Annotated in this window: 14 protein-coding genes; 1 reads left to right on the top strand and 13 read right to left on the bottom strand. The window is 52.5% G+C overall.

Annotation, left to right across the window (positions count from 1 at the left end):
- Nucleotides 1-219 precede the first annotated feature (219 nt).
- The 11 genes from DW800_RS00790 to DW800_RS00840 form a co-directional block, all read right to left on the bottom strand.
- Nucleotides 220-2,709, bottom strand: a complete 2,490-nt coding sequence (locus tag DW800_RS00790) for a glycoside hydrolase family 3 N-terminal domain-containing protein (RefSeq protein WP_119957685.1) — start codon at nt 2,707-2,709, stop codon at nt 220-222.
- 136 nt (nt 2,710-2,845) lie between these two features.
- Nucleotides 2,846-5,173 carry a glycoside hydrolase family 3 C-terminal domain-containing protein gene (locus DW800_RS00795; RefSeq protein ID WP_119957686.1) on the bottom strand — a complete coding sequence of 776 codons (2,328 nt, stop codon included), beginning with the start codon at nt 5,171-5,173 and terminating at the stop codon, nt 2,846-2,848.
- A gap of 4 nt (nt 5,174-5,177) precedes the next feature.
- The gene (locus tag DW800_RS00800) at nt 5,178-6,374 is read right to left on the bottom strand and encodes an esterase (protein WP_016272040.1); all 1,197 of its coding nucleotides are present in this window, start codon (nt 6,372-6,374) and stop codon (nt 5,178-5,180) included.
- Between the two features lie 89 nt (nt 6,375-6,463).
- Nucleotides 6,464-7,666, bottom strand: a complete 1,203-nt coding sequence (locus tag DW800_RS00805; RefSeq protein ID WP_044468434.1) for an esterase — start codon at nt 7,664-7,666, stop codon at nt 6,464-6,466.
- 50 nt (nt 7,667-7,716) lie between these two features.
- Nucleotides 7,717-8,601, bottom strand: coding sequence for an alpha/beta hydrolase (locus DW800_RS00810; RefSeq protein WP_044468431.1), 885 nt, complete (start codon nt 8,599-8,601; stop codon nt 7,717-7,719).
- Between the two features lie 95 nt (nt 8,602-8,696).
- Nucleotides 8,697-11,063: a glycoside hydrolase family 3 C-terminal domain-containing protein gene (locus tag DW800_RS00815; RefSeq protein WP_119957687.1), complete on the bottom strand. Its 2,367-nt coding sequence runs from the start codon at nt 11,061-11,063 to the stop codon at nt 8,697-8,699.
- A 12-nt stretch (nt 11,064-11,075) separates the two neighbouring features.
- Nucleotides 11,076-12,722, bottom strand: coding sequence for a RagB/SusD family nutrient uptake outer membrane protein (locus DW800_RS00820; protein WP_119957688.1), 1,647 nt, complete (start codon nt 12,720-12,722; stop codon nt 11,076-11,078).
- Between the two features lie 24 nt (nt 12,723-12,746).
- On the bottom strand, nt 12,747-15,827 hold the full coding sequence (locus tag DW800_RS00825) for a SusC/RagA family TonB-linked outer membrane protein (RefSeq protein WP_119957689.1): 3,081 nt from the start codon (nt 15,825-15,827) through the stop codon (nt 12,747-12,749).
- Nucleotides 15,828-16,022: 195 nt separating this feature from the next.
- Complete coding sequence (locus DW800_RS00830) at nt 16,023-16,667, bottom strand: DUF4469 domain-containing protein (RefSeq protein ID WP_133303824.1); 645 nt, start codon at nt 16,665-16,667, stop codon at nt 16,023-16,025.
- Nucleotides 16,628-16,876 carry a hypothetical protein gene (locus DW800_RS00835; protein WP_119957691.1) on the bottom strand — a complete coding sequence of 83 codons (249 nt, stop codon included), beginning with the start codon at nt 16,874-16,876 and terminating at the stop codon, nt 16,628-16,630. Before DW800_RS00835 ends, DW800_RS00830 begins: the two co-directional genes overlap by 40 nt.
- A 101-nt stretch (nt 16,877-16,977) precedes the next feature.
- On the bottom strand, nt 16,978-18,639 hold the full coding sequence (locus tag DW800_RS00840; RefSeq protein ID WP_119957734.1) for a carboxylesterase/lipase family protein: 1,662 nt from the start codon (nt 18,637-18,639) through the stop codon (nt 16,978-16,980).
- Between the two features lie 265 nt (nt 18,640-18,904).
- Here DW800_RS00840 and DW800_RS00845 point away from each other — a divergent pair, with 265 nt between their 5' ends.
- Entirely contained in the window at nt 18,905-22,987 is a 4,083-nt protein-coding gene (locus DW800_RS00845) for a two-component regulator propeller domain-containing protein (protein WP_119957692.1), read from the top strand.
- Between the two features lie 203 nt (nt 22,988-23,190).
- Here DW800_RS00845 and DW800_RS00850 read toward each other — a convergent pair whose 3' ends face one another.
- Nucleotides 23,191-24,018 carry an MBL fold metallo-hydrolase gene (locus DW800_RS00850; protein WP_005833720.1) on the bottom strand — a complete coding sequence of 276 codons (828 nt, stop codon included), beginning with the start codon at nt 24,016-24,018 and terminating at the stop codon, nt 23,191-23,193.
- A 50-nt stretch (nt 24,019-24,068) separates the two neighbouring features.
- Nucleotides 24,069-25,730 carry a RagB/SusD family nutrient uptake outer membrane protein gene (locus DW800_RS00855; RefSeq protein ID WP_005833721.1) on the bottom strand — a complete coding sequence of 554 codons (1,662 nt, stop codon included), beginning with the start codon at nt 25,728-25,730 and terminating at the stop codon, nt 24,069-24,071.
- Between the last annotated feature and the right edge of the window lie 7 nt (nt 25,731-25,737).

Here is a 25,737-nt window from a genome sequence, read left to right on the forward strand (position 1 = left end):
GAGATGCACATGTCAAGCACAACGAGATGCACATCTCAAACAACATGAGATGTACATCTCATGCATACAATCTCTATTGTTTCAAGAAAAGAAGTAAGGAGGTACAAGCGGAAAGAAGATACTGTTGAAAGACAACGCGGAAAAATAAAAGGCCGATAGCTTGTTTCATGCTATCGGCCCTTTTACTATGGTTCTAAAGGTCTAAAAGACCTTGTCGTATCACTTATTCGGAGTCTCCCACTTCTTGGTATCCGTACAAACCACGTTCACTGTCTGGTCACCCGTCTGGATGCGGAAGTCACCTTTCTCCAGAATCCACTTGCCGTCATAGCCTACAAAAGCAAGGTCGGAGCCTTTCAGTTTCAGTGTCACGGTCTTTGTCTCGCCCGGTTTCAGTTCCACCTTTTCGAAAGCGCGAAGACGGCGGGTATCGGGAGTAAGGGAGGCAACGAGGTCGCTGCTGAAGAGCAGCACGCTTTCCTTACCAATGCGGTTGCCGGTATTCTTCACATCAACGGTGAAAGTAAGCACATCATCAGCGGTAAAGTCCGACTTATCCACCTTGAGGTTGCTGTATGCAAAAGTGGTATAGCTCAATCCATAACCGAACGCCCACTGTACGGACACTTGCGCATCGTAGTTATAAGCACCTTCCATCTGCTTGCCGATGTGTTCGCACGGTTTGTAGTCGTACGTAATCAGAGAGTTGATTTCCTTCGGATAAGTGAAAGGCATCTTTCCGCTGAAGTTGGCGTCACCGGCAATGAGGTTTGCCAACGCATCACCGCCGTAGTTGCCCGGAAGCATAGTATTGACAACAGCCTTAGCCAAAGGCTCGATGTCAGCAATCAGGCGAGGACGACCTTCGTTCAACACCAGAATGATGGGCTTCCCGGTCTTGGCAAGAGCCTTCACCAAATCGAGCTGGTTCTGGGAGAGGAAGAGGTTCGTCAGGTTACCCGGAGTCTCGCAGTAAGAGTTCTCACCGATGCAGGCAACGATGTAGTCGGCACCGGCAGCGGCAGCTACAGCTTTCTCTATCTCCGGAGTGTTTTCTTCCCACCAGTTGCCACCTTGCTTATAAGTGACACCGGCTTCGTAAATGATATTGTCCGCACCGAATTTATTGGTGAAGGCTTCAAGAATCGTATTGTATTGGCTTGCATGCTCGTCGGCCTTGTCGCCCTGCCATGAATAGGACCAGCCACCGTTGAGGCAACGCATGGAATTGGCATTCGGACCGGTAACCAGCAGTTTCTTGCCTTTTGCCAACGGCAATATACCGTCTGTATTCTTCAGGAGTACCAAAGACTCTTCGGCAGCCTGCAATGCAGCAGCGGCATGTTCCGCACTACCGAACAACGGGAAGTCTTTCAAGTCATAATAGGGCTTTTCAAATAGGTTGAGACGGTACTTCAAACGCAGCACACGACGTACAGCATCGTCTATACGGCTCATGGGAACTTCACCTTCTTCCACCAGCTCCTTCAAGAGTGTACAGAACTTCCAGTCGTACGGGTCCATAGACATGTCGATACCGGCATTGATGGCGAGCTTGATGGCTTCCTTCTTGTCCTTGGCAATGTGGTCGCGGCTATAAAGGTTGTTGATGTCCGCCCAGTCGGTCACGATCATACCGTCCCAGTTGAGGTCTTCTTTCAGCCACTTGGTCAGCAGCTCATAGTTGGCATGGAAAGGCAGGCCGTTGTTCATGGCGGAGTTCACCATCACGGAGAGGGCACCTGCCTTCACCATTTCCAGATAAGGAGCAAAATGCTTCTCACGCATATCCTGCTCGGTGATGGAAGACGGCGTACGGTCCTTACCGGAAACGGGGACACCATAACCCATATAATGCTTCATACAAGCGGCAACGTTGTTCCCGCCAATCAGGTTGGGGTTCTCTCCCTGGAAACCGATAACGGCTTCACGTCCCATTTCGGCATTGACGTAGGCGTCTTCACCATAGTTTTCCCACATACGCGGCCAGCGCGGGTCACGCCCGAGGTCGGTCACCGGGGCATACGTCCAGGGAATGCTTCCCGCCTTTGTTTCATAAGCGGAGATGCGTGCACCTTCACGTGTCAGTTCACGGTTGAAGGTAGCTCCCATATTGACGCCTTGCGGGAAGAAAGTACCACCCAGCGTATAGGTAGTTCCGTGTATCTGGTCTACACCGTACACACAAGGAATACCCATCACCTCCATGGATTTCTCCTGAATGCGTTTGATGATTTCCTGCCACTTCTCCACGCTCTGTGCCACACCGTTGGGCACGTTCAAGATGGAGCCTACTTTGTATTTTCCGATGACAGAGTCGAGCATCGCCTCATCCAACTGGAAGCCCTTGGCATTCTCAATGCCTTGGATACGCATATAGAGCTTCATCATCACATCCTGCGAAGGCATCTCCTTGCCCAGCTTGAATTCCTTTTCAAGCTTGTATCTCTTGATGATTTTTTGCAGGTCCTTCACCGTGATGTTCTTCGGGTCGAGGCCGGCAAAGGGATTGGCGCGTTTCTGCAGGAGGTCGATAGTGAGTTCGCACATCTGACCGACTTTCTCGTCAAGCGTCATCTTCTTCAGCAAAGTCTCAATCTGCTGTTCTATTTTCTCGTCTCTTGGAATGGCAGGCGCAACAGTGGTCTGCGCCGTAGCAGTAAGCACTAACCCTGATAGGGCTAAAGATAAGATTAACTTTTTATTCATGGTTGTGATATTGGTTTATAATAGTTGCACTATCTGTTTATACGAGGCACAAAGATAAGAACATCCTGCCATACCAAAGGGTACAACAGGATGTTTTTTAGGGTATGATTTGTTATCTTTTCAGACAATCCTACTCTCATCTCTTCAAGAGGCTCATCGGTTCCTGAAGTTTCAAGATGTTGTTCGTCTTCTGCGTTGCGGCAGCTACTTCAGCCTCCAGCGTAGCCTTGATGTCGCGTGAGGAAGCCCCGACGAGGAACTTGTAGTTTCCGGGAGTTACCACCCATGCCGATGCAGCCTCATCGTAGGAAGCCAGGTCATCAGCATTCACTTTCAGCGTCACCACAACCGCTTCGCCCGGTTTCAGCTCCTTGGTCTTGGCAAAAGCCTTCAGTTCCTTTTCGGGCTTGTTGGCAGTAGCGGCATCGGGAGCAGATACATAAAGCTGAACCACTTCCTTACCTGCCACCTTGCCGGTGTTCTTCACTTCTACAGATACGGTATAGACACCGTTGTCTGCCTTGACAGCAGCCTTGTCGTAAGCGAAAGTAGCATAACTCAAACCATAGCCGAAAGGATAGGAAACCTGCTTGCCGAAGGTGTCGAAGTAGCGGTAACCTACGTAGATGTCCTCTTCGTAATCGGTATAGTCCACGTTCTTCACATCGTTCTTCTTCTCGCCCTTATTCACGAGGTCGGTGCTTACGCGCATGTCTATCGGGAAGTTGGCGGAAGAAGCGGCATCTTCAAACTTCACCGGGAAGGTCATTGTCAGCTTGCCCGAAGGAGAAGCCTTGCCACTCAGCACGTCAGCCACACTGTTTCCTCCCTCCTGGCCTGCCTGCCATGCACAAAGAATGGCATCGGGAGCAGATTTCCAAGAAGCGGTTTCAATCACACCACCGATATTGAGCACCACCACTACCTTCTTTCCGGCAGCGTGGAAAACATCGGACACAGCTTTCAACATGTTCTGTTCCTCTTTGGTGAGGTTGAAGTCGGCTACCATACGGTCAAGGAACTCACCGGAGGTACGTCCCAGCGTCACCAGTGCCACATCGGCCTTGGCAGCCTGCTCGCGGATGACTTGTGCGGAAACAGCCATCTCAGCCGGACGGGTATCGGGCATGAACCACTCTTTCTTATCTTTGGACAGACGTTCTTTCTCGGCTTTCAGGTAAGCTTCATAGCTATTCTTCAGCGCTTCATCCACCACATAGCCGGCATTCTTCAAGCCGTCCAATAGCGAAACGGTATAAGCGCGGTTCACGTTGCCCGAACCTGTACCGCCTGCAATGAAATCGTAGGAAGTGCAACCGAAGAGTGCCACGTTCTTCACGTCGGCAGCCAGCGGCAGAGCACCGTTATCGTTCTTCAGCAATACCATGCCTTCCGTTGCCGACTGGCGAGTAACGGCAGCATGCGCCTTCAAATCAGGCTTGTTGGAGTATTTATATCCCTTGAAGTGGGGAGTCTGGAGAATCATCTCCAGAATACGCTTCACATTCTGATTGAGGATGGCTTCGTCCAACGCTCCGTCCTGCACACCCTTCACGATGGCTTCGTACTGCTTGGGCAGACCGGGCTGCAACATGTCGTTGCCTGCCACCATCTGTGCCACGGCATCCTTGCCGCCAAACCAGTCGGTCATCACCATGCCCTTGAAGCCCCATTCGTCGCGCAACATCGTTGTCTGCAACTCCTTGTTTTCCGAAGTGTAGACACCGTTCAGGTAGTTGTATGAGGACATCACGGTCCAAGGAGCGGATTCCTTCACGGCAATCTCGAACCCTTTCAAGTAGATTTCGCGCAAAGCGCGTGGAGATACATGCGCATCCGTAGCCATACGGTTGGTTTCCTGGTTGTTCACAGCAAAGTGCTTGATACTGGTACCCACACCGTTGCTCTGCACACCACGTACGTAGGCGGCGGCAATCTTACCCGACACCAACGGGTCTTCGGAATAATACTCGAAGTTACGTCCGCAAAGCGGGTTACGGTGAATGTTCAGCGCCGGAGCCAACAGCACGTCCGCACCGTATTCCAGCACTTCGTTACCGATGGATTGACCTACACTTTCCACCAGTTCCTGGTCCCAGGTAGAGGCGAGCAAAGTTCCGATAGGGAAATGAGTACAATAGTACGTAGCCGAATCCCCCTCACGCTTGGGGTCGATACGCAGTCCGGCGGGACCATCGGCCAGCACCACGGCGGGAATGCCGAGACGCTCGATCGGGTAGGTGGTTCCTGCCGCGCCCGGCACCAGCTTTTTCGTCGCACCGATTACGGCACTGTCACCCGAGAAACCTGCCATACCAGTACCTACTACCAGATGAGCCTTTTCTTCCAAGGTCATGGCGCCAATCACCTCATCCAGAGAGGACTTTCCAAGCTGCGGCACACCCGGTCCGCAAGCTGACAAAACAGCCATTGCTGCTGCCATGGATATGATATTCTTCTTCATAATCTTATTTAAATATCTTCGGTGCGAATTCTGTCAGGTAAATACGCCAGTTCTTCCAGATATGACCTTCTCCGGTTTCATAATATTCATATTTGTAACCCTTCTCGTCCAACATCTTGCGGTAGTCGTTATTGGCCTGGAACAAGAAGTCTTTATTACCGATAGCGATGTAATAGAGTGACGGTTTCTTGGCAAACTGGGTTTTCAGTTTGGCTTCAAGGTTGTCATAAATCGGAGACTTCACATCTTTGTTGGGCATGATGGCAGCCGAGAACAGCCCTACATAGTCGAACATGTCCGGATATTGCTTGGAGATGTGCATGGAGTGGAAACCTCCCATAGAGAGACCAGCAATGGCACGCCCCTTCTTGTTGGCCTGTGTACGGTAAGTCTTATCAATGAATTTCACCACGTCGGGGAAAGCTGTTTCGAAAGAGCCTTCCATCGTCTTGGGCAGATTCATGTTGGGAGCGGCAAAGCCCAGTGAAGATTCACCCGGAGCTGCTTCCAATGCGGCGTTGCCGTTGGTCATCACTACAATCATCGGCTTGGCCTTGCCTTGGGCGATGAGGTTATCCAGAATCTGTGCCGTACGTCCCAGTTCGCTCCATGCGTTCTCGTCGCCACCCATGCCGTGCAGCAGGTAGAAGACGGGGTAGCGCTTGCCGCTTGTCTCATATCCGGCAGGCGTATAGACAGTCAGGCGGCGGTCCATACCCAGCGTGGGGCTGTTGTACCATACCTTAGATACCGTTCCGTGGGGAACCTTATTCACCTTGTAGAGGTCGATGCGCTCGTCACCGCCGATGATGAACACGTTCGTCACGCTTGCCACGTCGCGAATCATATAGACGTTGGCAGGGTCGTTAATCTTCAGTCCGTCTACCAGGAAAGTGTAGCTGTAGAGTTCTGGTTTCAGCGGTTCGGGAGTAGTGAATTCCCACACACCGTCCTTGTTCTCTTTCAAATCTGCCACACCCGGACCATCAAACTCACCAAAAGGAGTCTTGATTTTCTGCGTAGGCAGGAAGTCGCCGGTTACTTGCACCTTTACGGCTTTCGGCGCCTTCAAGCGGAAAGTTACTGTATTGTTGTCGTGTATCTCAGGTGATACCACGGGGGCACCGCCCCAGAGAGCTTGTTGCGCGAAAGTCATCGCACACATCAGCAACAGAGCTGATAAAATAGAAATTCTTTTCATAATGAGTTTGTTATTTTGTTATTAAACAGATAGTCTATAATCCTGCACTTCGGATTGGCGAAGTGCAGGGTGAATCAATCGGCACGAAGTCACTTGAACAACTTCGGCGCGAACTCCGTCAGATAGATGCGCCAGTTCCTCCAGATATGTCCCTCGCCCGTTTCCAGATACTCGTACTTGCAACCGTTGTCATCGAGCAGTTTGCGGAAGTCCGTCACGCTCTTGAAGACAAAGTCACGGTTGCCGCAAGCGATGAAATAGAGTGCCGGTTTCTTGGCAAACTGCGTCTTCAGTTTACCCTCGAAGTCGGTATAGACCGGACAAGTGGACTTATCGTTCCTGGAAGCAGTACCCGAGAACAAGCCTACATAATCGAACATATCCGGATAGTACTTCGAGATGCTGCAAGAGTGGAAGCCACCCATCGAGAGGCCCGCAATGGCACGGTGCTTCTTGTCCGGCAATGTGCGGAAGTTCTTCTCCACGAATTTCACGATTTCCGGGAAAGAAAGTTCGAAGCCTCCTTCCGGAGCGGAAGCACGTTCCTTCGGACTCATGGAAGGGACAGTGAAACCTTTGGGCGATTCACCGGGAGCGGCATCCTGCCAGGCATTGCCGTTGGTCATCACTACAATCATCGGTTCTGCCTTGCCCTGCGCTATCAGGTTATCCAGGATTTGTGAAGTACGGCCCAAGGCAATCCATGCCTCTTCGTCACCTCCGGCGCCATGCAGCAGGTAGAAGACGGGATAACGCTTCTTGCCGTTCTCGTAGCCGGCGGGTGTATAAACCGTCAGGCGGCGGTCCATGCCCAGCGTGGGACTATTGTACCACATACGTCTCACTGTTCCGTGAGGCACTTTGTTCACCTTGTAGAGGTCGGCACGGTCACCGCCGATGATGAACACATTCGTCACAGTTGCCACATCACGAATCATATAGACGTTGCCGGGATCCATTATTTTCAGCCCGTCCACAAAGAAAGCATAGCCATAAAGTTCGGGTTTCAGCGGTTCGGCAGTGGTATATTCCCACACGCCGTCCTTGCCCTCCTTCATATCGACGATGCCCGGAGCATCATACTCGCCCCTCGGTGTCTGGATGGTGTGCGGCGGCAGGAAGTCACCCGTCAACTGCACCTTCACGGCTTTCGGCGCCTTCAGGCGGAAAGTGACCGTATTGTCATCGTGAATCTCCGGCGAAACTACCGGAGCACCGCCCCACAAGGCTTGTTGCGCAAAGCTCATTGCACACATCAGCAACAAAGTAAATAAAAGTGTAAATTTCTTCATAATCATTTTAATTGTTTAAGGAGTTGGAGAAAGTTGAAGGGAATCAAATCTCATTTCTCAAAGCACCGGCTCACAAAAGGCAAACACATATACAATGCCGAATGCCAGTATTCACTGGTGTGCCCTCCGTCGCGCACGCGGAACTGGCAAGGAATGCCGGCATTGCGCATCGCCTGGAAGAACTCGATGTTACGGTCGAGCAGGAAATCATCGTCACCGCAATCCACAAACCACTGCACGGTGCGCAGAGCAGCTTTACGGGCCTCATCAGCCTCCAGCACATACTTGATGCAACTATGCTCCTGCACCGAACGGGTCAGCACAGCCATCTTGTTTGTGGGGTCGGGGTCTTTTCCCGCCGCCTCACCACTGACGGGGATGTTCATCAAGGCACTCATGGCGTATGCCGCACAATAGAGGTCGGGATAGCGCTGCGCGTAGCTCGTGGTTCCGCCTCCACCCATCGAAAGGCCCGCAACGGCACGATGCTGACGGTCGCCCACCACACGGTAGGTCTTCTCGATATAGGGCATGAACTCCTTGTAGAAGAAATCCTCGTAAGCCCATCCCGGCATGTTGAAGTAGCCGTTCCAGCACGTGGCCGGATTGCCTCCGGCGTTGGGGCTGACGATAATCATCTCGCACGCCTCGCCCGATGCCGTCAACTGGTCCATCACGTCCTTCACACGCTGGTCCGTAAACCAGCTGGTATTCACCCCCGACATGCCGTGCAGCAGGTAGAGAATGGGATACTTCCTGTCTGCCTCCTTGTCATAGCTCTGAGGCAGATAGATGGTATAGGCGCGGTGCGTCTTCAGCACCGTGCTGTAGATGCTGTCGGTCACGACCTTGCTTTGTGGTCCCCATGCAGGATTCTGTGCATTTGCCATCCACAACGAGCAGACGGCAAAAAGAGAAAGTATCAATCTTTTCATGGCATAGATTTTAAAAATGTACTACAAAATAAGTGCTTTCCATTCTAAAACGGATTGATATATATCAGTTTTTTCAGGTGATGTATATGCACACCTCATCTCTTCACCATGGGATGCACAGCCACCGGCACTTGTGCCCGCATGGCATCGTGCACTTTCTGCTTGCGTGCCTTTGCCACCTTCTGCACCGTGGTGCAACGCACGTCGGCCGAAGAGGCGGCAGCCATCCATTGATATTCACCCTTGGCCAACTCCCAAGAGCTGCTTTTCTCGTTGAAGGAGGCCATGTCCATCACGTTCCACTCCAATGTCAGGGTCTGGCTCTCGCCGGGTTTCAGCAGGCGGGTCTTGCCGAAGGCTTTCAGTTCCTTGGCGGGCTTGTCCATGCCGCCCTCGGGAGCCTTGACATAGAGCTGCACGGCTTCACGGCCTGCCACCTTGCCGGTGTTCTTCACGCTCACTTTCATGCGGCAGCGGTCACCGTCGATGGCAGCCTCTTCCACCGCATATTCAAAGGTGGTATAGCTCAGTCCGTGGCCGAAGGGGTAAGACACCTCTTTACCAAAGGTATCGAAGTAACGGTAACCCACGTAGATGCCCTCCTCGTAGAGGGTGAAATCGACGTTGCGTTCCGGCTCTTTCGGCTTCTCCTCTTTCTTGTCGGACTTGAAGTTCATGCCGGTACCCATGGCGAACGACGGCATCTTGAACTCATAGTCGAAAGGGAAATTGGCATCCGACGGCGCGTCGCCATACTTCACGGCAAACGTCATAGGCAGCTTGCCGCTGGGGTTCACCTTACCCGTCAACACGTCGGCAATGCAGTTGCCCACTTCCTGCCCGGGCTGGAAAGCGCATACCAAGGCATCTGCCAGCTCTTTCCATGAAGCGGTCTCCACGGGGCTGCAGATGTTGAGAACCACCACCAGCTTCTTGCCTGCGGCACGATAGGCGGCAGACACTTGCTTTATCAGAGCCAGTTCGTTCTCCTTCAAGAGGAAATCTTCCACACGGCGGTCGCAGCCTTCACCACTGACACGTCCCAGCGTAAGCACGGCGATATCATTGGCTTTCACTTGTGCGGCCAGTTCCTCGGCAGTGGGCAGGAACTCTTCGGCACGGGGCAGCGGAGTGAACGAGAAAGGAGGACGACCGTGGGGGAAGAGACGTTTCTGCTCGTCGGCCATGTGCTTCTTGTAGCGGTTCAGCAAATCCTTATCTACCGTATAGCCCGCATTGCGCAAACCTTCTACCATAGACACCGTGTAGTAGCCGAAACCCGTACTGCCGAATCCCATACCGGCAGGAACCATGTCGTAGGAAGTAGTGCCGTAAAGGCCTACCTTCCTGATGCCGGCAGCCATAGGCAGCGCATTCTTGTTATCCAGCAGCACGATGCCCTCGGCACCTACCCGGCGGTCCACTTGCGCGTGGGCTTTGAGGTCGGTCTCGTTGGGATAATTGTAACCGGCAAAGGTGTGGCTCTTCACCACAAACTCCAGCACACGCTTCACGCTGAGGTTGAGGAGCGCCTCATCCAGCGTGCCGTTCTTCACGGCTTCCAGAATGGCGTTGTACTGGCGTTCCTGCCCCGGCTGCAACATGTCGTTGCCTGCCGCGATGGAAGTCACGGCATCTTTTCCGGCATTCCAGTCGGACATCACCAGTCCCTTGAATCCCCATTCGTCGCGGAGGATATCTTCGGTCAGTTCGCGGTCTTCGCAAGTGTATTTGCCGTTCACCTTGTTGTAGGCGGTCATCACGCTCCAGGGCTGAGCCTCCTTGACGGCTATCTCGAAGCATTTCAGATAAAGCTCGCGCAAGGGGCGCTGCGTCAGTCGGGAGTCGTTGTTGTTGCGGTTGGTTTCCTGGTTGTTCACGGCGAAGTGCTTCAGGCAGGTGCCGGTACCTTCGCTCTGGATGCCGTTGATGTAGGCGGCGGCTATCTTGCCCACCAGCACGGGGTCTTCGGCATAGTACTCGTGGTTTCGTCCGCAGAGGGCGTTACGCATCAGGTTGACACCGGGAGCGAGGAGCACGTCCATACCGTAGTCTTTCACTTCGGTGCCCAGAGCCCGGCCTACACGGTAAGCGGCATCAGGGTCGAACGTAGCTGCCACTGTGGTGCTCGAAGGGAATTCGGTGGCGTGATAGGTGCGGCTGTCGAACTCTCGTTTGGAAGCCATCGCCAGGCGGTGCGGTCCGTCAGCAAGGAAAGCCGATGGGATGCCCAGGCGTGGAATGTCATAGGTACGTCCGGCGGTACCGGGGAACTTGGAGTCACTGCCCATCGACATGCCGCAACCGATGACGAGGTGCACCTTCTCCTCAAGGGTCAGGGCGCTGACCACTTCGTCGATGTTGTCGGCACGCAGTACAGGCGAACCGGTGGCGGGCACCGGCTGTGCATTCACAGCCAGCGCCACGCAAAAGGTGAAAAGGGGAGTTAAGAATCTTTTCATGTTTTATTAGAATTACCAACCTGTATTTTGCTTGATATTGGGATTCACATTCAATTCTGTGTAAGGAATAGGCAACAGCATGTGTTTGTCTTGGAAGCCATATACAGAATTTTTGGTATTTTCCGGTTCCAATTTAAATTCAAATATCGGATTACCTTGAGCATCCTTCATCACTTCACCTGTGGAAGGATCAATTTTCGGGAAATATCCATAAGCCGGAATAAACTTACCTTGCTCACCCAACACAGCTTTTGCATCCCCCCAACGAACCAAATCCTGGAAGCGGACACTCTCCAAACAGAGTTCCAGACGTTTTTCCTTCTTCACGTCATCCAATGTCACGGAAGAAAGTGGGGCAAGCTTGGCACGAGTACGGATTTCATTAATATACTTCACAGCCTTGTCGGCAGAGCCACCACCCATTACATGAGCCTCAGCGGCCATGAGTAATACTTCGGCATAACGCATCACACGCAGGTTAGTATATTGAAGACTTTGGAACCAACTTTGGTCGATAATGTTGTCTGAGCCCAAAAGACGGGTTTTCCAAAAGAAATAACCTTCGTTACCAACTAAATAAAGACCCGGATTGATAGCCATTTCCACTTCATTCATTTGTTCGTAAGTACGCATCGTACTTTTCAGACGATAACCGTCCACGCCTTCTCTTTCAACAAAAGCGTCATACAATGACTTAGTAGGATTGAAAAATCCATAAGTACCCATTGCAATGCCTTCTTCAAACAATGCCTTGGGGCCGTATGACATGTGACTTGTACGCCAGCCCAACATGATGTAGAATTGAACGAACTGATTCCAAGCTTGTTCGCTGTTTTTGCGACGTTGCACTTCAAGCATAGATTCACTACAATTGTTGGTCACAGCATGTCCCAACATGTCAAAGCCGCCTTGATATAACTCATATTTCTTAGAATCAATGACTTCGTCCAAAACAGTAGCAGCATCAGAATATTTACCTTGGAAAAGATAAGCTTTACCAAGATAAGCTTTAGCAGTTTCAAGCGTAACACGTGAAGTAGCATCCGCATCGTCCACATTAGCTTTGGAAGGCAAAGCCCCTGAAGAGATAGCCTCTTCAAGATTCTGTTCCACAAAAGCCCACAAAGCTTCAGGCGTGCTGTTACTTACATGATACTCAGACGGAGTCAACAAGTGATCCACCAAAGGCGCATTCCCCCACAAAGTCACCAACTCAAAATAAGCCCATGCACGATAGAATTTTGCCTCGGCCACAGCACGTCTCATGATTGGAGAATCACCTTTTACATTCTCTATGATTAAGTTGGCTTTATAAACCACAGTATAAAGTCCGGAATACAAACCGGAAACCAGACCATTGTCTGTAAAGAACGTGAATTCATTCAACTGCTCCATCATGGCATTGTCACCACGGGAGCCACCACCTGTATAGGCATCATCAGAGAGGCAGTTTTTCACATAAAACCAATTGGAATATACATCACGCCAGGAGATAAGCATAGAAGCCACGGCAGCCTCAGCCTCCTCATCAGTTTGGTAGTAATTTTCAGGACCTCCCAAACTACCATGCTTTTCAATATTCAAGCGGTCTTCGCAACCGGCACATACCAAAGTGAACAAGGCTGCAAAAAGTACATATATATAATGTGTTGCTTTCATTGTTTTATACATTAAATTTAAAAGTTAGAATTCTATATTGAAGCCGAGCACCACTTTTTTGGAAGCAGGATAACCGCCCATATCAATACCCATGCCTGTAGTAGCGTTAGCTGAAGATTCCGGGTCGAAACCGGGATATTTAGTGAAAGTGATAAAATCATCGAGTGAACAATAAAGGCGCATGTTATTGATAAACACTTTCTTCAACAATGATTTCGGCAAAGTATAACCCAACTGAATCTGCTTGATACGGAAGAAAGAAGCATCATAAACCATGGCATCCGACTGAATGTATTGGTCTATATTATTGGCATTTGCCAAAGGCTTCGTACCGGTTGGATTGTTGGCAGACCAATGATTATCATACCAAACCTCTTTCAGGCGGTTACTTGTCTTATAATCGGGACGATAGTAACAATGAAAAATATCGTTACCTTGTGAACCAGTACCGAATATTGTCAGGTCAAGTCCCTTGTAAGCTGCCGTCAAGGTTATACCATACGTGAAGTCAGGAATAGCATCGCCAATGTAAGTCAAGTCACCTTCGTTGAGGCCGCCACTGTTATCAAGGTCTTTGAAAGTAGGATTGCCTTGCTCGTCCAAACCATTGAACTGATAGCCACGGAAATAGTACACCGGATATCCCTTCTCAAAGAAACTGAGCTGGTAAGTATGGAAAGAAGCTCCATTCAGACGAGGTTGCGAAGGGTCAAGATAAGTTACTTCATTCTTCAACGTAGCCAGGTTAGCACGAATGCTGTAGCTGAAATCCTTGATATTATCGCGCCAGCCCAGTTCAAATTCCCAACCTTTATTGCTTACGTTACCGGCATTCATCGGAGAAGTTTTTCCACCGATACTGAGAGAAGGTTTTGTATCTAAAACCAACAAATCTTTCGTCTTCTTTTCATAATAGTCCACACTGAAGGTCAAACGGTCACGCAAAAAGCGAGCATCCAAACCAAAGTCAATCTGTTCGGAAGTTTCCCACTTCAATTCATCGTTACCCAATGAAGCAGGATTTACTCCGGTAGTAAAGCCATTGCCGCCAGTCAACGGATAAATGCCACTGGAAGCCATATCCGTACTATAGGCATAACCGCTCAATGCGGAAAGGCTACCATTCTGTCCCCAGCTGGCACGCAACTTCAAGCTATTGACACTTTCCTTTACAGGCTCAAAGAACTTTTCTTCTGAAACCGTCCATCCCAAAGAGACTGCAGGGAAGTAGCCCCAACGGTTCGTAACAGGCAATTGCGACATATCGGCTGCATCGGCACGCAAGGAGAATTGCGCCATGTAGCGACCCATGTAGTCATAGCTTGCACGACCGAAGTAAGACATTTTGGCAGAACGGGTCTTTTCACCATTCAGACCTTTGACTGCTGAGGAAGCAGCGTAATTCAGATAAAAGAATAACGGATTGTTCTGGAGTACGGCATGTTCGCCATCCGGGTCGAGAGACCCCTTTACATAGTCGTAAGAAGATTCCTGGAACGACATACCCAACATGGCATTGATGGTATGACCGTTGAATGTCTTCACATAATTGGCAAAGTTTTCCCACTGATAGTAAATGCTTGTAGCAGACTGACTATTGATACTTACATAGTCACGTCTTTGGGTCGAATTGCCATAGAAAGGCAGGCTTGTGTTGGCAGAGCGAGTGCCTCCCAAACGATAACCGAAACGAGAAGTAAAGGTAAAGCCTTTGATAGGTGTGAAGTCCGCATAGATAGAACCATTGACATTGAATCCGCTGTTACGGCCAATGGTGCTCTTACGCATCACAGTAGGATGGTAGTTTTCACCTTCATAGAAAAGAGAAGAGGCATAATAATTGCCGTTTTCGTCCTGCAACAATGTGCTGCCCTGATTCAGGGCGTTCTGCATGTGGGCAGGCAATTTGTCCGGTGCATAAGTGTCCGGTGTCAAGGGATCCATCATCAGAACGGATTGCAGGAAGCTGCCATACGCATTCTGCGTAGATACGCCACGGGTATTATACTTCTCAATCTGGTTTGTCGTACCTACCTTCAACCAAGGCTTTATGTTGTATTCGGCATTAATGGTAGCCGTCATACGTTGGTAAACATCGTCTTTTCCTTTTACAATACCGTCATTGTCCAGATAAGTCAGCGACAAATAATAATTGCCCTGCTCGCCACCTCCGGCAAAAGCCAAGTTATGCTTCATCATCAATGAGTTCTCAAAGGCAATATCCAGCCAGTCCGTACTGGTCTTTCCATCCCAATTGGCTTTTATGAAATTGGGGTCGAAAGCACTGCTTTCCGACATGTAATCAACGTATTCTTCTGCATTAAGCAACTTGGGCATACGGGCAATGGATTGCGTGGAAAGCTGGAAGTCATACGTAATTTTTCCTTGTCCTGCCTTACCCTTTTTCGTAGAGATAAGAATAACGCCATTACCAGCCTCAGCACCATAGATAGCAGCGGAAGCAGCATCTTTCAGCACTTCCATACTGGCAATGTCATTGGGGTCTATACCGGCAATGCTGCTCATGCGTACGCCATCCACCACATAAAGCGGACTGGAAGCCGCATTGGACGAATAACCGCGCACACGTACCGTAGGTGAGGAACCCGGAGCGGCAGAAGTCGTAATCAACTGCACACCGGCTGTCTTACCCTGCAAGGCTTGTGAAGCATCACTGATAGTACGGTTTTGCATGTCTTCGGCCTTCACCTGCGAAATGGCTCCCGTCACAGAGCTTTTCTTCTGCACACCGTAACCTACTACCACCACTTCGTCCAGTGTCTCGCTGTCTTCTTTCAATACGATGTTCATCACGCCGGCAACGGCTTGTTTCTCTTGGGTTACGTAACCGATGTAAGAGAAAATGATTGTCGCTCCCTGATTCACATTCAATGTATAATTACCGTCAATATCGGTAATGCAACCGTTGGTAGTACCTTTCTCTACGATACTTACACCAATCATCGGTTCATTCAGGTTGTCAGTCACCTTGCCGGTCACTTTCACGGTCTGGGCTTGTGCCAGAGAGAAAGGAAGGCAGATTAAGAGAAAGAGTGCCATAGCGGCAAGTCTCTTTCGGGCTGCTTGATTCATGATTCGTTTCATTTTAGTTAGTTTAAAATTAGATTTATAGTTACATTTATAGTTACAAGTCGATGGTTATTAATAGGGTTGACACCAACCGTATTACATTCCCACGTCAGCAAAGCAACGCCGCCCCCCGTCAGCAGAGCAACGCCCCCTACCCTTGGCAAGGCAACGTCACCCCTCGTCAGCGGGGCAACGCACCCCCTCGTCAGGTTATCCCAAAGGATATTCGTTCTGGTCGCCGTCCTCACCGGAGCCACCGTTTCCGCTTCCGCTGCCGGAACCGCTGTCCGGCACCTGATAGGCGGAGCCTACGCCCATAGGCTCGTCCAGCTCATAGACACGCGGTTTCACCACATTGTGACCGCCGCTGCCATACTGGGTACAAATCTTCACACGCCACAACCCGTCGGTAACCCCTGCAGGGAGGACGAAAATAAGCTGCTTCGGCTCGTTCACCGTCACATCTTCCAGGGGGACGAACACCTTCTTCGAAGGCGTTTCCACCGAGGTGAACGTTACGCCCACGGAAGCGTCCGCACCTGCCAGCTTGATGTTGCGACCGGTCAGACGGATATTCTTTCCTGCCTGCGGCGCACGGGTGGAAACCGTTCCGTCGGCGGCACGGGTCTGCGCCACGGCACCGTTCAGCAACGGCCCTACCACAGCAGGCTGGGTGAAGAGTTCCACACGGCAGCCTTCCATCTCCGTGCGGAGCAGCGGCCCCATGCTGAGCGTGGCATACACTTTTACCTTCTTGCGGTCGATGGCCTGCGAAAGGTCGTTTTTCAGTACCGTGCCACTGGCGCAGGGGCGCATTAGGGCTGTGGGAGTGGAAACGATGTAGGAACTTGCCACGGCATCGGCTTTGACACGTTCGGCATCTTGAGGACAGCGAAGATTTCGTCTTCGTTACGGTTCAGCCGCGTGGCCACCTCGGCTGCGATGTCGCGCAGGCTCACGGTGTCGGGCATGGTTTTGGCACGAAGATAGAAATCGTCTGTGCGCTCGGTCAGCGTGGCGTCGTATGCCACGAGGCTGACCAGTTTGGTAAATGTTTTTGCCATAATATTGAGTTGTTTTAATGTCGGTCCGATGAATGGGGAAACCGTTCACCGAACCGACTCTATTATTTAAAGCCAACAATTCGGTTCTGCCTCGGAAAGCCTCAGAATCCCCGCGTAGGGAACGCCCGTACCACCTCCAGCAGTTCCTTGTCGTGGTGATGCTTCACCTCGCAACGGTTGTTGAAGAACATCGTGGCTCCTCCCTCTTCGGTATAGGCATCCCACTGGGGCAGGCCCTCTGCGTTGGGATTGCCCGTGCGGGCGAAGTTCAGCCAGGCGCCGCTCATCTTCTCGGCCAGGGCCTGCGCTTCGGCGCCGCCGCCCGTCATGGAGGCGTGGACTACGGCATTGTTGAAGGCGAAAGGTATCTCCATGCAGTGCGTGCTGCGGAACATGCCGTCGAGCACCGGAGATTCCCAGGCGAACATGTACATATAGACCGGAGCGCCCTGCTGCGCAGCTTTCAGTCTGGCTTGCTCCACCGCACCGGGACGGAACACCAAATCCACATCCACCAAATCCTTGGGCCGGTAGCCGGGGTAAGCCTTCTCGAAGGCGGCGAGGAAGTCGTCCGTGCGGTCACCGTAGCGTTGTTTCAGGAATTCCACGGCTTTCTCTTTGGTGATGGTGCGGAAAGCGGGCACGTAGGTGCTCATGGTGAACTCGTGCAAGGTAGTTCCTATCATCACGGGCACGTCCTTGCTCTGTGCAGGCGCCTGCGGGTCGAAGGGTTGTGCAGGCAGTACGTCGCCGTCCACGGTGGGCGCCCATCCGAAGATGAAGGTGGATACGCCGTCCTCTTTCTCGGCCTCGGCCTTCACCTTGGCAACGGCTTTCTCACCGGCGGCAAGCAGACGTTCGTAAGGCATCTTCTGCAGCTCGTCTATCTGCGAAGCTTTCAGTCCCAGCTCGTCCATCACGGCAGCACCGATGCGACGGGAATACTTGGCATCCATCGTGCGCAGCATGGAGCCGCTCTGAACGATGGCCTTGTGGTAGAGCCCTTTTGCAGACGGAGTGGCAAGCAATGTAGATACCTTTCCGCCGCCGCCCGACTGTCCGAAAATCGTTACGTTCTGTGCGTCGCCGCCAAACGCGGCTATATTCTTGTTTACCCATTGAAGTGCCGCCACGAGGTCGAGCAGGCCGGCATTGCCGGATTTGGCGTATTTGTCGCCGTAGGCGGAAAGGTCGAGGAAGCCGAGGACGTTGAGACGGTGGTTGAGCGTGACTACCACCGCATCACCTTTCTTGGCAAGGTTGAAACCGTCGTAAGAGGGAAGTTCCTGTCCGCTGCCTGCCGCATAGCCGCCGCCGTGGAGCCACACCATGACGGGACGCTTCTTGCCGTCGTTCAGGCCCGGAGTCCAGATGTTGACCCGCAGGCAGTCTTCGCCGGGATAGCCGTCGTCCCAGTGGAAGGCGAAAGCGTGCTCGTCGGCACCCCAGCCCATACGCACCGCCTGGGGGCAGGTGGGACCGAACATGCGGCTGCTGCGCACGCCTTCCCATTTATCGGCAGGCCGAGGGGGCATGAAGCGCTCTGCCTTGGCGTAGGGAATACCTTTATATATATAGATACCGTCTTGCAGGAATCCTCCCACTTTGCCCGACTCGGTCTGGGCGACGGCTGTTTCGGAAGAGGCGATGATTTCGCCCGTGGCCTGTTGCGCGCCGGCGGTCTTCACGCCCGCTGTCTGTCCGCAAGAGGAGAGAATCAGCAGGGAGGCCAACGCAAGCATGGATAAAGGTTGCTTTTTCATGGTTGTATATCGTTTTTTTAAGTTGATGATTTGTCTTTGACTTGCTTTCAGCGAACGAGTTGACAAGTTGTTCACTTTTTCCGGTTGCAATATTACGCCGATTGCGCCGGAGGGACTGGCCGACATGTAAAAACGATTTGCCCGGAGGTTTAAAAGCGCTTGCCCATAGGTTCAAATGTTTGCCTTTTTGTTCAAAACATGCTGCAAAGCAACTTATATTCAATTTTTTATCCTTATTTTCGCACATCATTCAAAACCTTTTAATATGACCTTGTCTAACCGGAAAATCCTCCGTACCCTGCTCTGCCTGCTGGCCGGAACTCTGTATGCCGTCTGCCTGTCGGCATGCGACGCCAAAGAGCCCTTATCCGAAAACCGGGATGCCGAAATCGAAAGCCCCGTCATAGCCAACGACCTCTCCAACCAGAAAGTCACCGCCATAGCCGAAGACACGCAAGGCCATATATGGATAGGCACGTTCCGCGGGCTGAACAAGAACAATGTGCACGACTACCACCAGTACTTCTGCACCGACGACTCGCTGGGACTGCCCGACAACCAGATTACCCACCTGCTGCGCGACTCGAAGAACCGCTTCTGGGTGGGCACCGTGAACGGCGTGTGCCTATACACCGACAAGGACAACTTCCGCATCATCCCCATCGAGGCCGACAACAAGAACGTGAGGCAGATTCTGGAAGACCGCAACGGGCGCATCTTCCTCAACACCGGCTTCCAGCTCTACGCCTACCACCCCCGGGAGGAAAAGATTACCTGCGTGCTGCCCGAAATCAGCCCCGGAAATGCCTTCTACGCACAGTGCCACATCGCCCCCGACAACAACCTCTGGGTAATGACCTCCACCGGGCTCCGCTGCTACGACCCCTCCACCCTTCAGCTGAAAGAGTCTGTCGCCCTCAGCGGCTATCCCTACTACTCGTACCTGCACAACAACGAGCTGTGGATAACCGGCAACCACACCCTCAGCATCTTCGACACCCGCACGCACAGCTTCAAGCCGCTGCCGCAGCCCATCGCCCATAACACCACGCTGTGCAACGCCGACATCGACTACATACACCCCTACGGCAACAACGGCCTGCTGCTGAACACCGCCAGACACGGCATGTTCTACTACAACCCGGGCACCGGCAGCGTGACCCGCCAGGACGAGAACGGATTCCCCTTCGAGATGCCCCGGTTCCGAATCAGCCGGATGTTCACCGACTCGCAGCAGAACCTGTGGATAGGCTCCGTGGACCAGGGGTACACCGTGTGCTACCACTACAAGGAGCGGTTCAACAACGACAACTACCTGCGCTCCGAGCTGAACAACAAGTCCGTGGTGTCGCTAAGCGCCGGCAAGGACCACAAGCTGTGGATTTCCACCCTGATGGACGGCATCTACGTATATGACACGAAGAGCAGCGAAATCAGGCACATCGACCCCGAAACGTTCTGCGAGCAAGAGAAACAGAAAGCCATCTACGCGAACCAGCTGATGGTGGACAGCGACAACAACCTATGGATGACCATCACCAACAATGAAGTGCTGAAGGCACGCTACACGCCCGACGGGCAACTGAAGATAGAGGAACGGCACCGGATTTTCCTGCCCATGTCCATCGCCCAGTCGCCCGACGGAACCATCTGGATAGGCACCGCCACGGTCAACGTCTATGCCCTGCGCCCCGGCAAGAAGGAATTCGAGGCGATGAAGCTCTTCGAGGGGTTCACCTTCGTGCCCGGCCTGGCGATGATGGATAACCGCCGGCTGATGGTGACGGGCTTCTACCAACCCATCAAGCATATCGACATCGAAAACCTGGAGACGGGCACGGCGGACATCTCGGAAGAGGACCTGAAAGCCTGCATACGCCGCTCCGTATTCGTCCCCACGGCCTTGTACAAAGACACGTACGGCATTCTCTGGATAGGTACCGTAGGCAACGGGCTGATGTGCTACCATCCCGAAACGGGACGGATGACACCCATGCCCGGCACCTCCTGCCTCGACATATCGGGCATCGAGGAAGACCTGCAAGGCAACCTCTGGATAAGCACCCAATACGGACTGAGCAAATATGACCGGACAGCCGGACGCTTCACCAACTATTATGCCGCCGACGGCATAGGCGGAAACCAGTTCTACGACCGCGCCTCGTGCCGTCTGCCCGACGGGACGCTGGCATTCGGCGGCACGCACGGGCTCACGCTCTTCAACCCCATCGACGTGCCCATCAAGCGCAACATCCCGCTGCTGTTCAGCGACCTGAAGATACACAACAAGCTGATACGTCCGCAATTGCACGGAGAAACCATCGGCAAGCACCTCTCCTACTGCCCCGACATACACCTGGAGCACGACCAGAACAGTTTCAGCATCTCCTTCTCTGCCCTGAACTACAGCGAGTACGGACGAGTGCACTACCAATACCACCTGGAGGGTTTCGACAACTACTGGGTAGACGCCCGCAACAACCACGAGGCCTACTACGCCAACCTGCCTGCCGGAGAGTATGTGTTCCACGTGAAAATCACCAACAACGACCGGAGCATCGTGGAGGCCGAGAACTCCATCCGCATCCGCGTATATCCGGCCCCCTGGCGCACGTGGTGGGCCTACTGCATCTACTTCTTGTTGGCAACCGCCCTCGCCCTTCTCTTCCTGCGTGCCCTGCTCCGCGTCCGCGCCGAAAAGGAGGCCGCCCGCCGCGCCCGCCTGGAGAAAGAGCAGGAGCAACGGGTGAACCGGATGAACATGAGCTTCTTCGCCAACGTCTCGCACGAGTTCCGCACACCGCTCACCATGATTTCCGGTCCCGTGAACCAGCTCTGCGCCAATCCGCGGATAGAGGGTGCGGACAAGAACCTGCTGCACATCGTGCAACGCAGCGTGAACCGCATGCTGAGGCTCGTCAACCAGATGATGGACTTCAACAAGCTGGAGAACGACACCCTGCGCCTGCAAGTGAAGCGCGCCGACCTCATCGCCTGCCTGCAACGCCAGGTGGGCATCTTCCGGGTGAACGCCGACGACAAGGGCATCGACCTGAACACCTACGGACTGGAAGACACCTTCCTGATGTGGCTGGACGAGGACAAGGTGGAAAAGATATTCAACAACCTAATGTCCAATGCCCTGAAGTTCACGCCCCAAGGCGGTAAAATCAGTGTCGGCTTCGACGTAATAGACCGTGAGAAAGCCGCGCGGCTCTTCGGCCTGTCCGCCGACGGGCGCATCACGCAGTACGTCAAAGTGTCCGTGGCCAACACGGGACAGAGCATCCCCGAAGACAAGATAGAGAAGATATTCGAACGCTATTACCAGATAGGCAACCAAGCCGAAGGTACCTACAACTGGGGAACGGGCATCGGCCTGTACTACGCCCGCAGCCTGGCCGTACTGCACCACGGGCAACTGAAAGCCAGCCAGTCCGAAGAGGGAAGCGGCGCCGTGTTCACCTTCGTCCTGCCCGTGAACGACGCCGCGTATGCCGAAGACGAACGGGCAACGGAACAGAGCAACCAGTCGGAAGCCTTCCCGCTGGCCGCCGCCTCGCAGCCTGCCGAGAACAAGACCGGCACCGACGAGAAGCAACCCACCCTGCTGGTGGTGGACGACGACACCGAAGTGGCACACTACCTGCGCACCCTCCTCTCCGCCCACTACAAGGTAATCTGCCGCTTCAATGCCGACGATGCGCTGAAGGCGCTGCATGAGGAGTCACCCGACCTGGTTCTGAGTGACGTGGTGATGCCCGGCAAGGACGGTTACCAGTTCTGCCGGGAGATAAAGGAAGACTTGCAGCTCTGCCACCTGCCCGTGATTCTGGTTACGGCCAAAGCCACCGTGGAAAACCAGGTGGAAGGGCTGGACACGGGAGCCGACGCCTACGTGACCAAGCCTTTCGACCCTACCTACCTGCTGGCGCTCGTCAAGTCGTTGCTCAAGAACCGCGAGAAAGCGCGCACCATGCTGGGAAAGGCCACGCAGACGGACAAAATAGAAGAGAACATCCTCTCCCCACAAGACAACGTCTTCATGACCGAACTCTACCACCTGATGGAGAGCGAGCTCTCCAACCCCGAACTGGACATTGCCCGCATGACCGAACTGCTGAGAATATCACGCACCAAGTTCTACTATAAAGTAAAAGGACTGACCGGCGAAAGCCCCAGCACCTTCTTCAAGACCTACAAGCTGAACCGTGCCGCCGAACTGATAACGGAAGGGAAACATACCGTCTCGGAAATTGCGGACATGACGGGATTCAGCACGCTGTCCCACTTCTCGAAGAGCTTCAAGAAGCAGTTCGGAGTAAGTCCGAGCGAATACGGCAAATAGAAGGACGGGCTACTTGGCTTGTTGTATGAGGGTTATGCCTTTCAGGAGTGAAGGTATAACCCTCATGCTTTTAACAGCCGGCCCTTGTATGCACGAGATGCACATCTCACACAACACGAGATGCACATCTCGAGATACATGAGATGCACATCTCGTGCATACAAGGACTACGCCTTAAAGTGAGAGAGGAATAGCCATGTGTGTTACCGGGCTTCCGGAATATTAGTCGAATCATATACAATCATCGCCCGGCCTTCGGCCAACTTCCTCGCAGTGGGAGGCATCTTGATGAAATAGTTGGAATAAGGTTCCGAACCTTCCTGGTCTCCATTCATCAGCCTGTGGGAAATACGTATCATCGTCTGAATATAGGCCAGCGGCAAAGAAGATTTCAGATAAGGATAATGTCCGCACCAGATATCCTTGATGTGCCCTTCCTTCATGAGCTTTTCCATACGGCAACACGACTCATGGAAAGTGGCGATGGGAGACATCGGCACACACTGCAGCCATACTTCACCCGAGCCGAACGCATCACCCGAATAACAGTCTCCGTTTGCCTTGTCCAGGAGTACCACCGAGCCGGGCGTATGCCCGGGCATCCATGCCACTTCCAGCTTGCGTCCACCCAAGTCGAACACTTGTCCTTCTTCCATATAGAGGAATTCTCCTTGATAATCCGCCGCATGCTGGGGCACCAGCACCGTATCGGCCCGATGCATCCATACTTTATCGAAATACTTGATGCAGCCGGCATGGTCGGGGTGCATGTGGGTGACGATTACTTCCAGCGGTTTCCCGGTTATCTGTCCCACAATCTTATCCAAATCCGCACAACGCGTGCCGGTATCAATCAGCACGGCCTTGTCTTCGCCCTCTATCAGATACATGGTAGTATAGTCCCAAGTGGAAAATACCCAAGTCTTCTCTTTCAACAAGGAAACCTCTACCTCTTCATTCTTGAATACCGTTTGCGCCCCTATAGCCATACAAACAAACAGCAGGGCAAATATCACTAAGTTTCTTTTCATGTTTTTCTTCTTTATATAGTTAAACCGAATTGTGAATTTCTCAAGATAAATCAATAACCGGGATTCTGTTTCAGGTTGCTGTTCACCTCCAATTCATTTTCAGGAAACGGCAGCCACTCGTCGCGATTGGGAGTCCAACCCGCCAACGACTTTTCATTATCGACATAGGTGGTTTTGGTCGTATAACGGGCGTTGTAGATGCCTGCCGCCGTAGTGAGGTCATTATTCGGGTCAGGTACAATCTGGAAAGTCGGTAACTTTTTCCCTTTATCCGCCAATACCGCCGGAGCATCCCCCCAACGCTTCAGGTCCTGGAAGCGCATGCCTTCCATAGCAAGTTCCAAGCGGCGCTCCAGCTTTATATCGGAAAGCGTCACATGACTCTTTCTGGGAAGACGGGCCCTGTCGCGCACTCTGCCCAGATATTCGTCGGCACCGGCTTGGTCTCCCGCCTGGAGGCAAGCCTCGGCAGCCATCAGCAACACATCCGCATATCTGATGACCGGAGTATTGCTCTGGTTTCCACACCAATACCCTACAAATTCGTCATCGGTGCTTGCCAGCCATTTCAGACGGAAATAGCCTTCGCTGGCATATTTGTTGGTAGTCGTGTTCACCGCAATGTTCATGGCAATCACCTGCTCCCAGGTCCTGATCCAGGCATTCAAGCGATACCCGTCGGCACCCTCCTCAGCCACAAAGGCATCGTACAAAGACTTCGACGGATTGAAGTAGCTGTAACCGCTGGTAGTGTTGAACTTATAGTGCATGGACGCTTCCGGACCGGCTATAAAGCCATAGCCGAATCCCCAATTGGCCAAGATGCCGAACCAGCCCTCCTGAGAATACATGTTGGAAGGGTCGTAATGGCGCACACACTCCAGCACATACTCCTTGCAGCCTGCAGAGGCCGGATGATAGAATGTGCTGACATCGGCTATCAAATCATATTTGCCGGAAGAAATGACCTTCTCCAACTCACTTTTGGCATCGGCATATTTCTCCTGATACAGATAAATCTTTCCCAACAAGCAGCGGGCAGCCTCCAACGTGGCGCGGGTTCCCCCGTCCCTGTCTTCCAAACTCGTTTTCGAAGTGAGTTTCCCGGAAGTTATAGCTTCCGTAAGGTCTGTCTCCATGAATTTCCACAACTGTTCGGCAGTGGAGTTGGGCACCTTATACTCTTCCGAATTCTTCAATACCCTATCTACCAAAGGAGGAGTCCCCCACAAAGTGGTCAACTCGAAATAGCAGATGGCTCTGAAGAATTTGGCCTCGGCAATGTTTCTTGCCTTCACTTCACTTTCAGCGGCATCGAACCGCTCAATCACCAGATTGGCCAGATAAATCGTGGCATACAACCTCTTATAATAGTTTTCCACCCAACCGTTCGTGGCCACTATCGCACTTTCGTATATCTCCTGCGCATACACCTGGTCGGAGCGGGCACCACCCGAATTGAAATCGTCTGCCAAGAAATTTTTCAGGAAGAAACCGTTGGCATACTGCGAGGCTTTCTCACCACGCCCGGAATAAGCATTCCGCCAGGACGCATAGACAGCAGCGATGGCAGACTCACACTGTTCATCCGTCTGATAATAATTCTCTTCATTCTCTACACCTTTCTGGGGAATATCCAGCAAATCGACATCGCATGCGGAAAATGTAAGTGCACACGCCAACAGTCCGGACAAGATATATTTTCTTTTCATATTTCTT

Source organism: Bacteroides sp. AM32-11AC (genome assembly GCF_003603515.1).
Lineage (GTDB): Bacteria > Bacteroidota > Bacteroidia > Bacteroidales > Bacteroidaceae > Bacteroides > Bacteroides uniformis.

Bases quoted from the DNA above. Each gene is read 5' to 3' on its own strand.
- DW800_RS00815 (WP_119957687.1), bottom strand. From the start codon at position 11,063: ATGAAAAGATTCTTAACTCCCCTTTTCACCTTTTGCGTGGCGCTGGCT.
- DW800_RS00855 (WP_005833721.1), bottom strand. From the start codon at position 25,730: ATGAAAAGAAAATATATCTTGTCCGGACTGTTGGCGTGTGCACTTACA.
- DW800_RS00850 (WP_005833720.1), bottom strand. From the start codon at position 24,018: ATGAAAAGAAACTTAGTGATATTTGCCCTGCTGTTTGTTTGTATGGCT.
- DW800_RS00805 (WP_044468434.1), bottom strand. From the start codon at position 7,666: ATGAAGAAATTTACACTTTTATTTACTTTGTTGCTGATGTGTGCAATG.
- DW800_RS00825 (WP_119957689.1), bottom strand. From the start codon at position 15,827: ATGAAACGAATCATGAATCAAGCAGCCCGAAAGAGACTTGCCGCTATG.
- DW800_RS00845 (WP_119957692.1), top strand. From the start codon at position 18,905: ATGACCTTGTCTAACCGGAAAATCCTCCGTACCCTGCTCTGCCTGCTG.
- DW800_RS00835 (WP_119957691.1), bottom strand. From the start codon at position 16,876: ATGGCAAAAACATTTACCAAACTGGTCAGCCTCGTGGCATACGACGCC.
- DW800_RS00820 (WP_119957688.1), bottom strand. From the start codon at position 12,722: ATGAAAGCAACACATTATATATATGTACTTTTTGCAGCCTTGTTCACT.
- DW800_RS00840 (WP_119957734.1), bottom strand. From the start codon at position 18,639: ATGAAAAAGCAACCTTTATCCATGCTTGCGTTGGCCTCCCTGCTGATT.
- DW800_RS00795 (WP_119957686.1), bottom strand. From the start codon at position 5,173: ATGAAGAAGAATATCATATCCATGGCAGCAGCAATGGCTGTTTTGTCA.
- DW800_RS00790 (WP_119957685.1), bottom strand. From the start codon at position 2,709: ATGAATAAAAAGTTAATCTTATCTTTAGCCCTATCAGGGTTAGTGCTT.
- DW800_RS00800 (WP_016272040.1), bottom strand. From the start codon at position 6,374: ATGAAAAGAATTTCTATTTTATCAGCTCTGTTGCTGATGTGTGCGATG.
- DW800_RS00810 (WP_044468431.1), bottom strand. From the start codon at position 8,601: ATGAAAAGATTGATACTTTCTCTTTTTGCCGTCTGCTCGTTGTGGATG.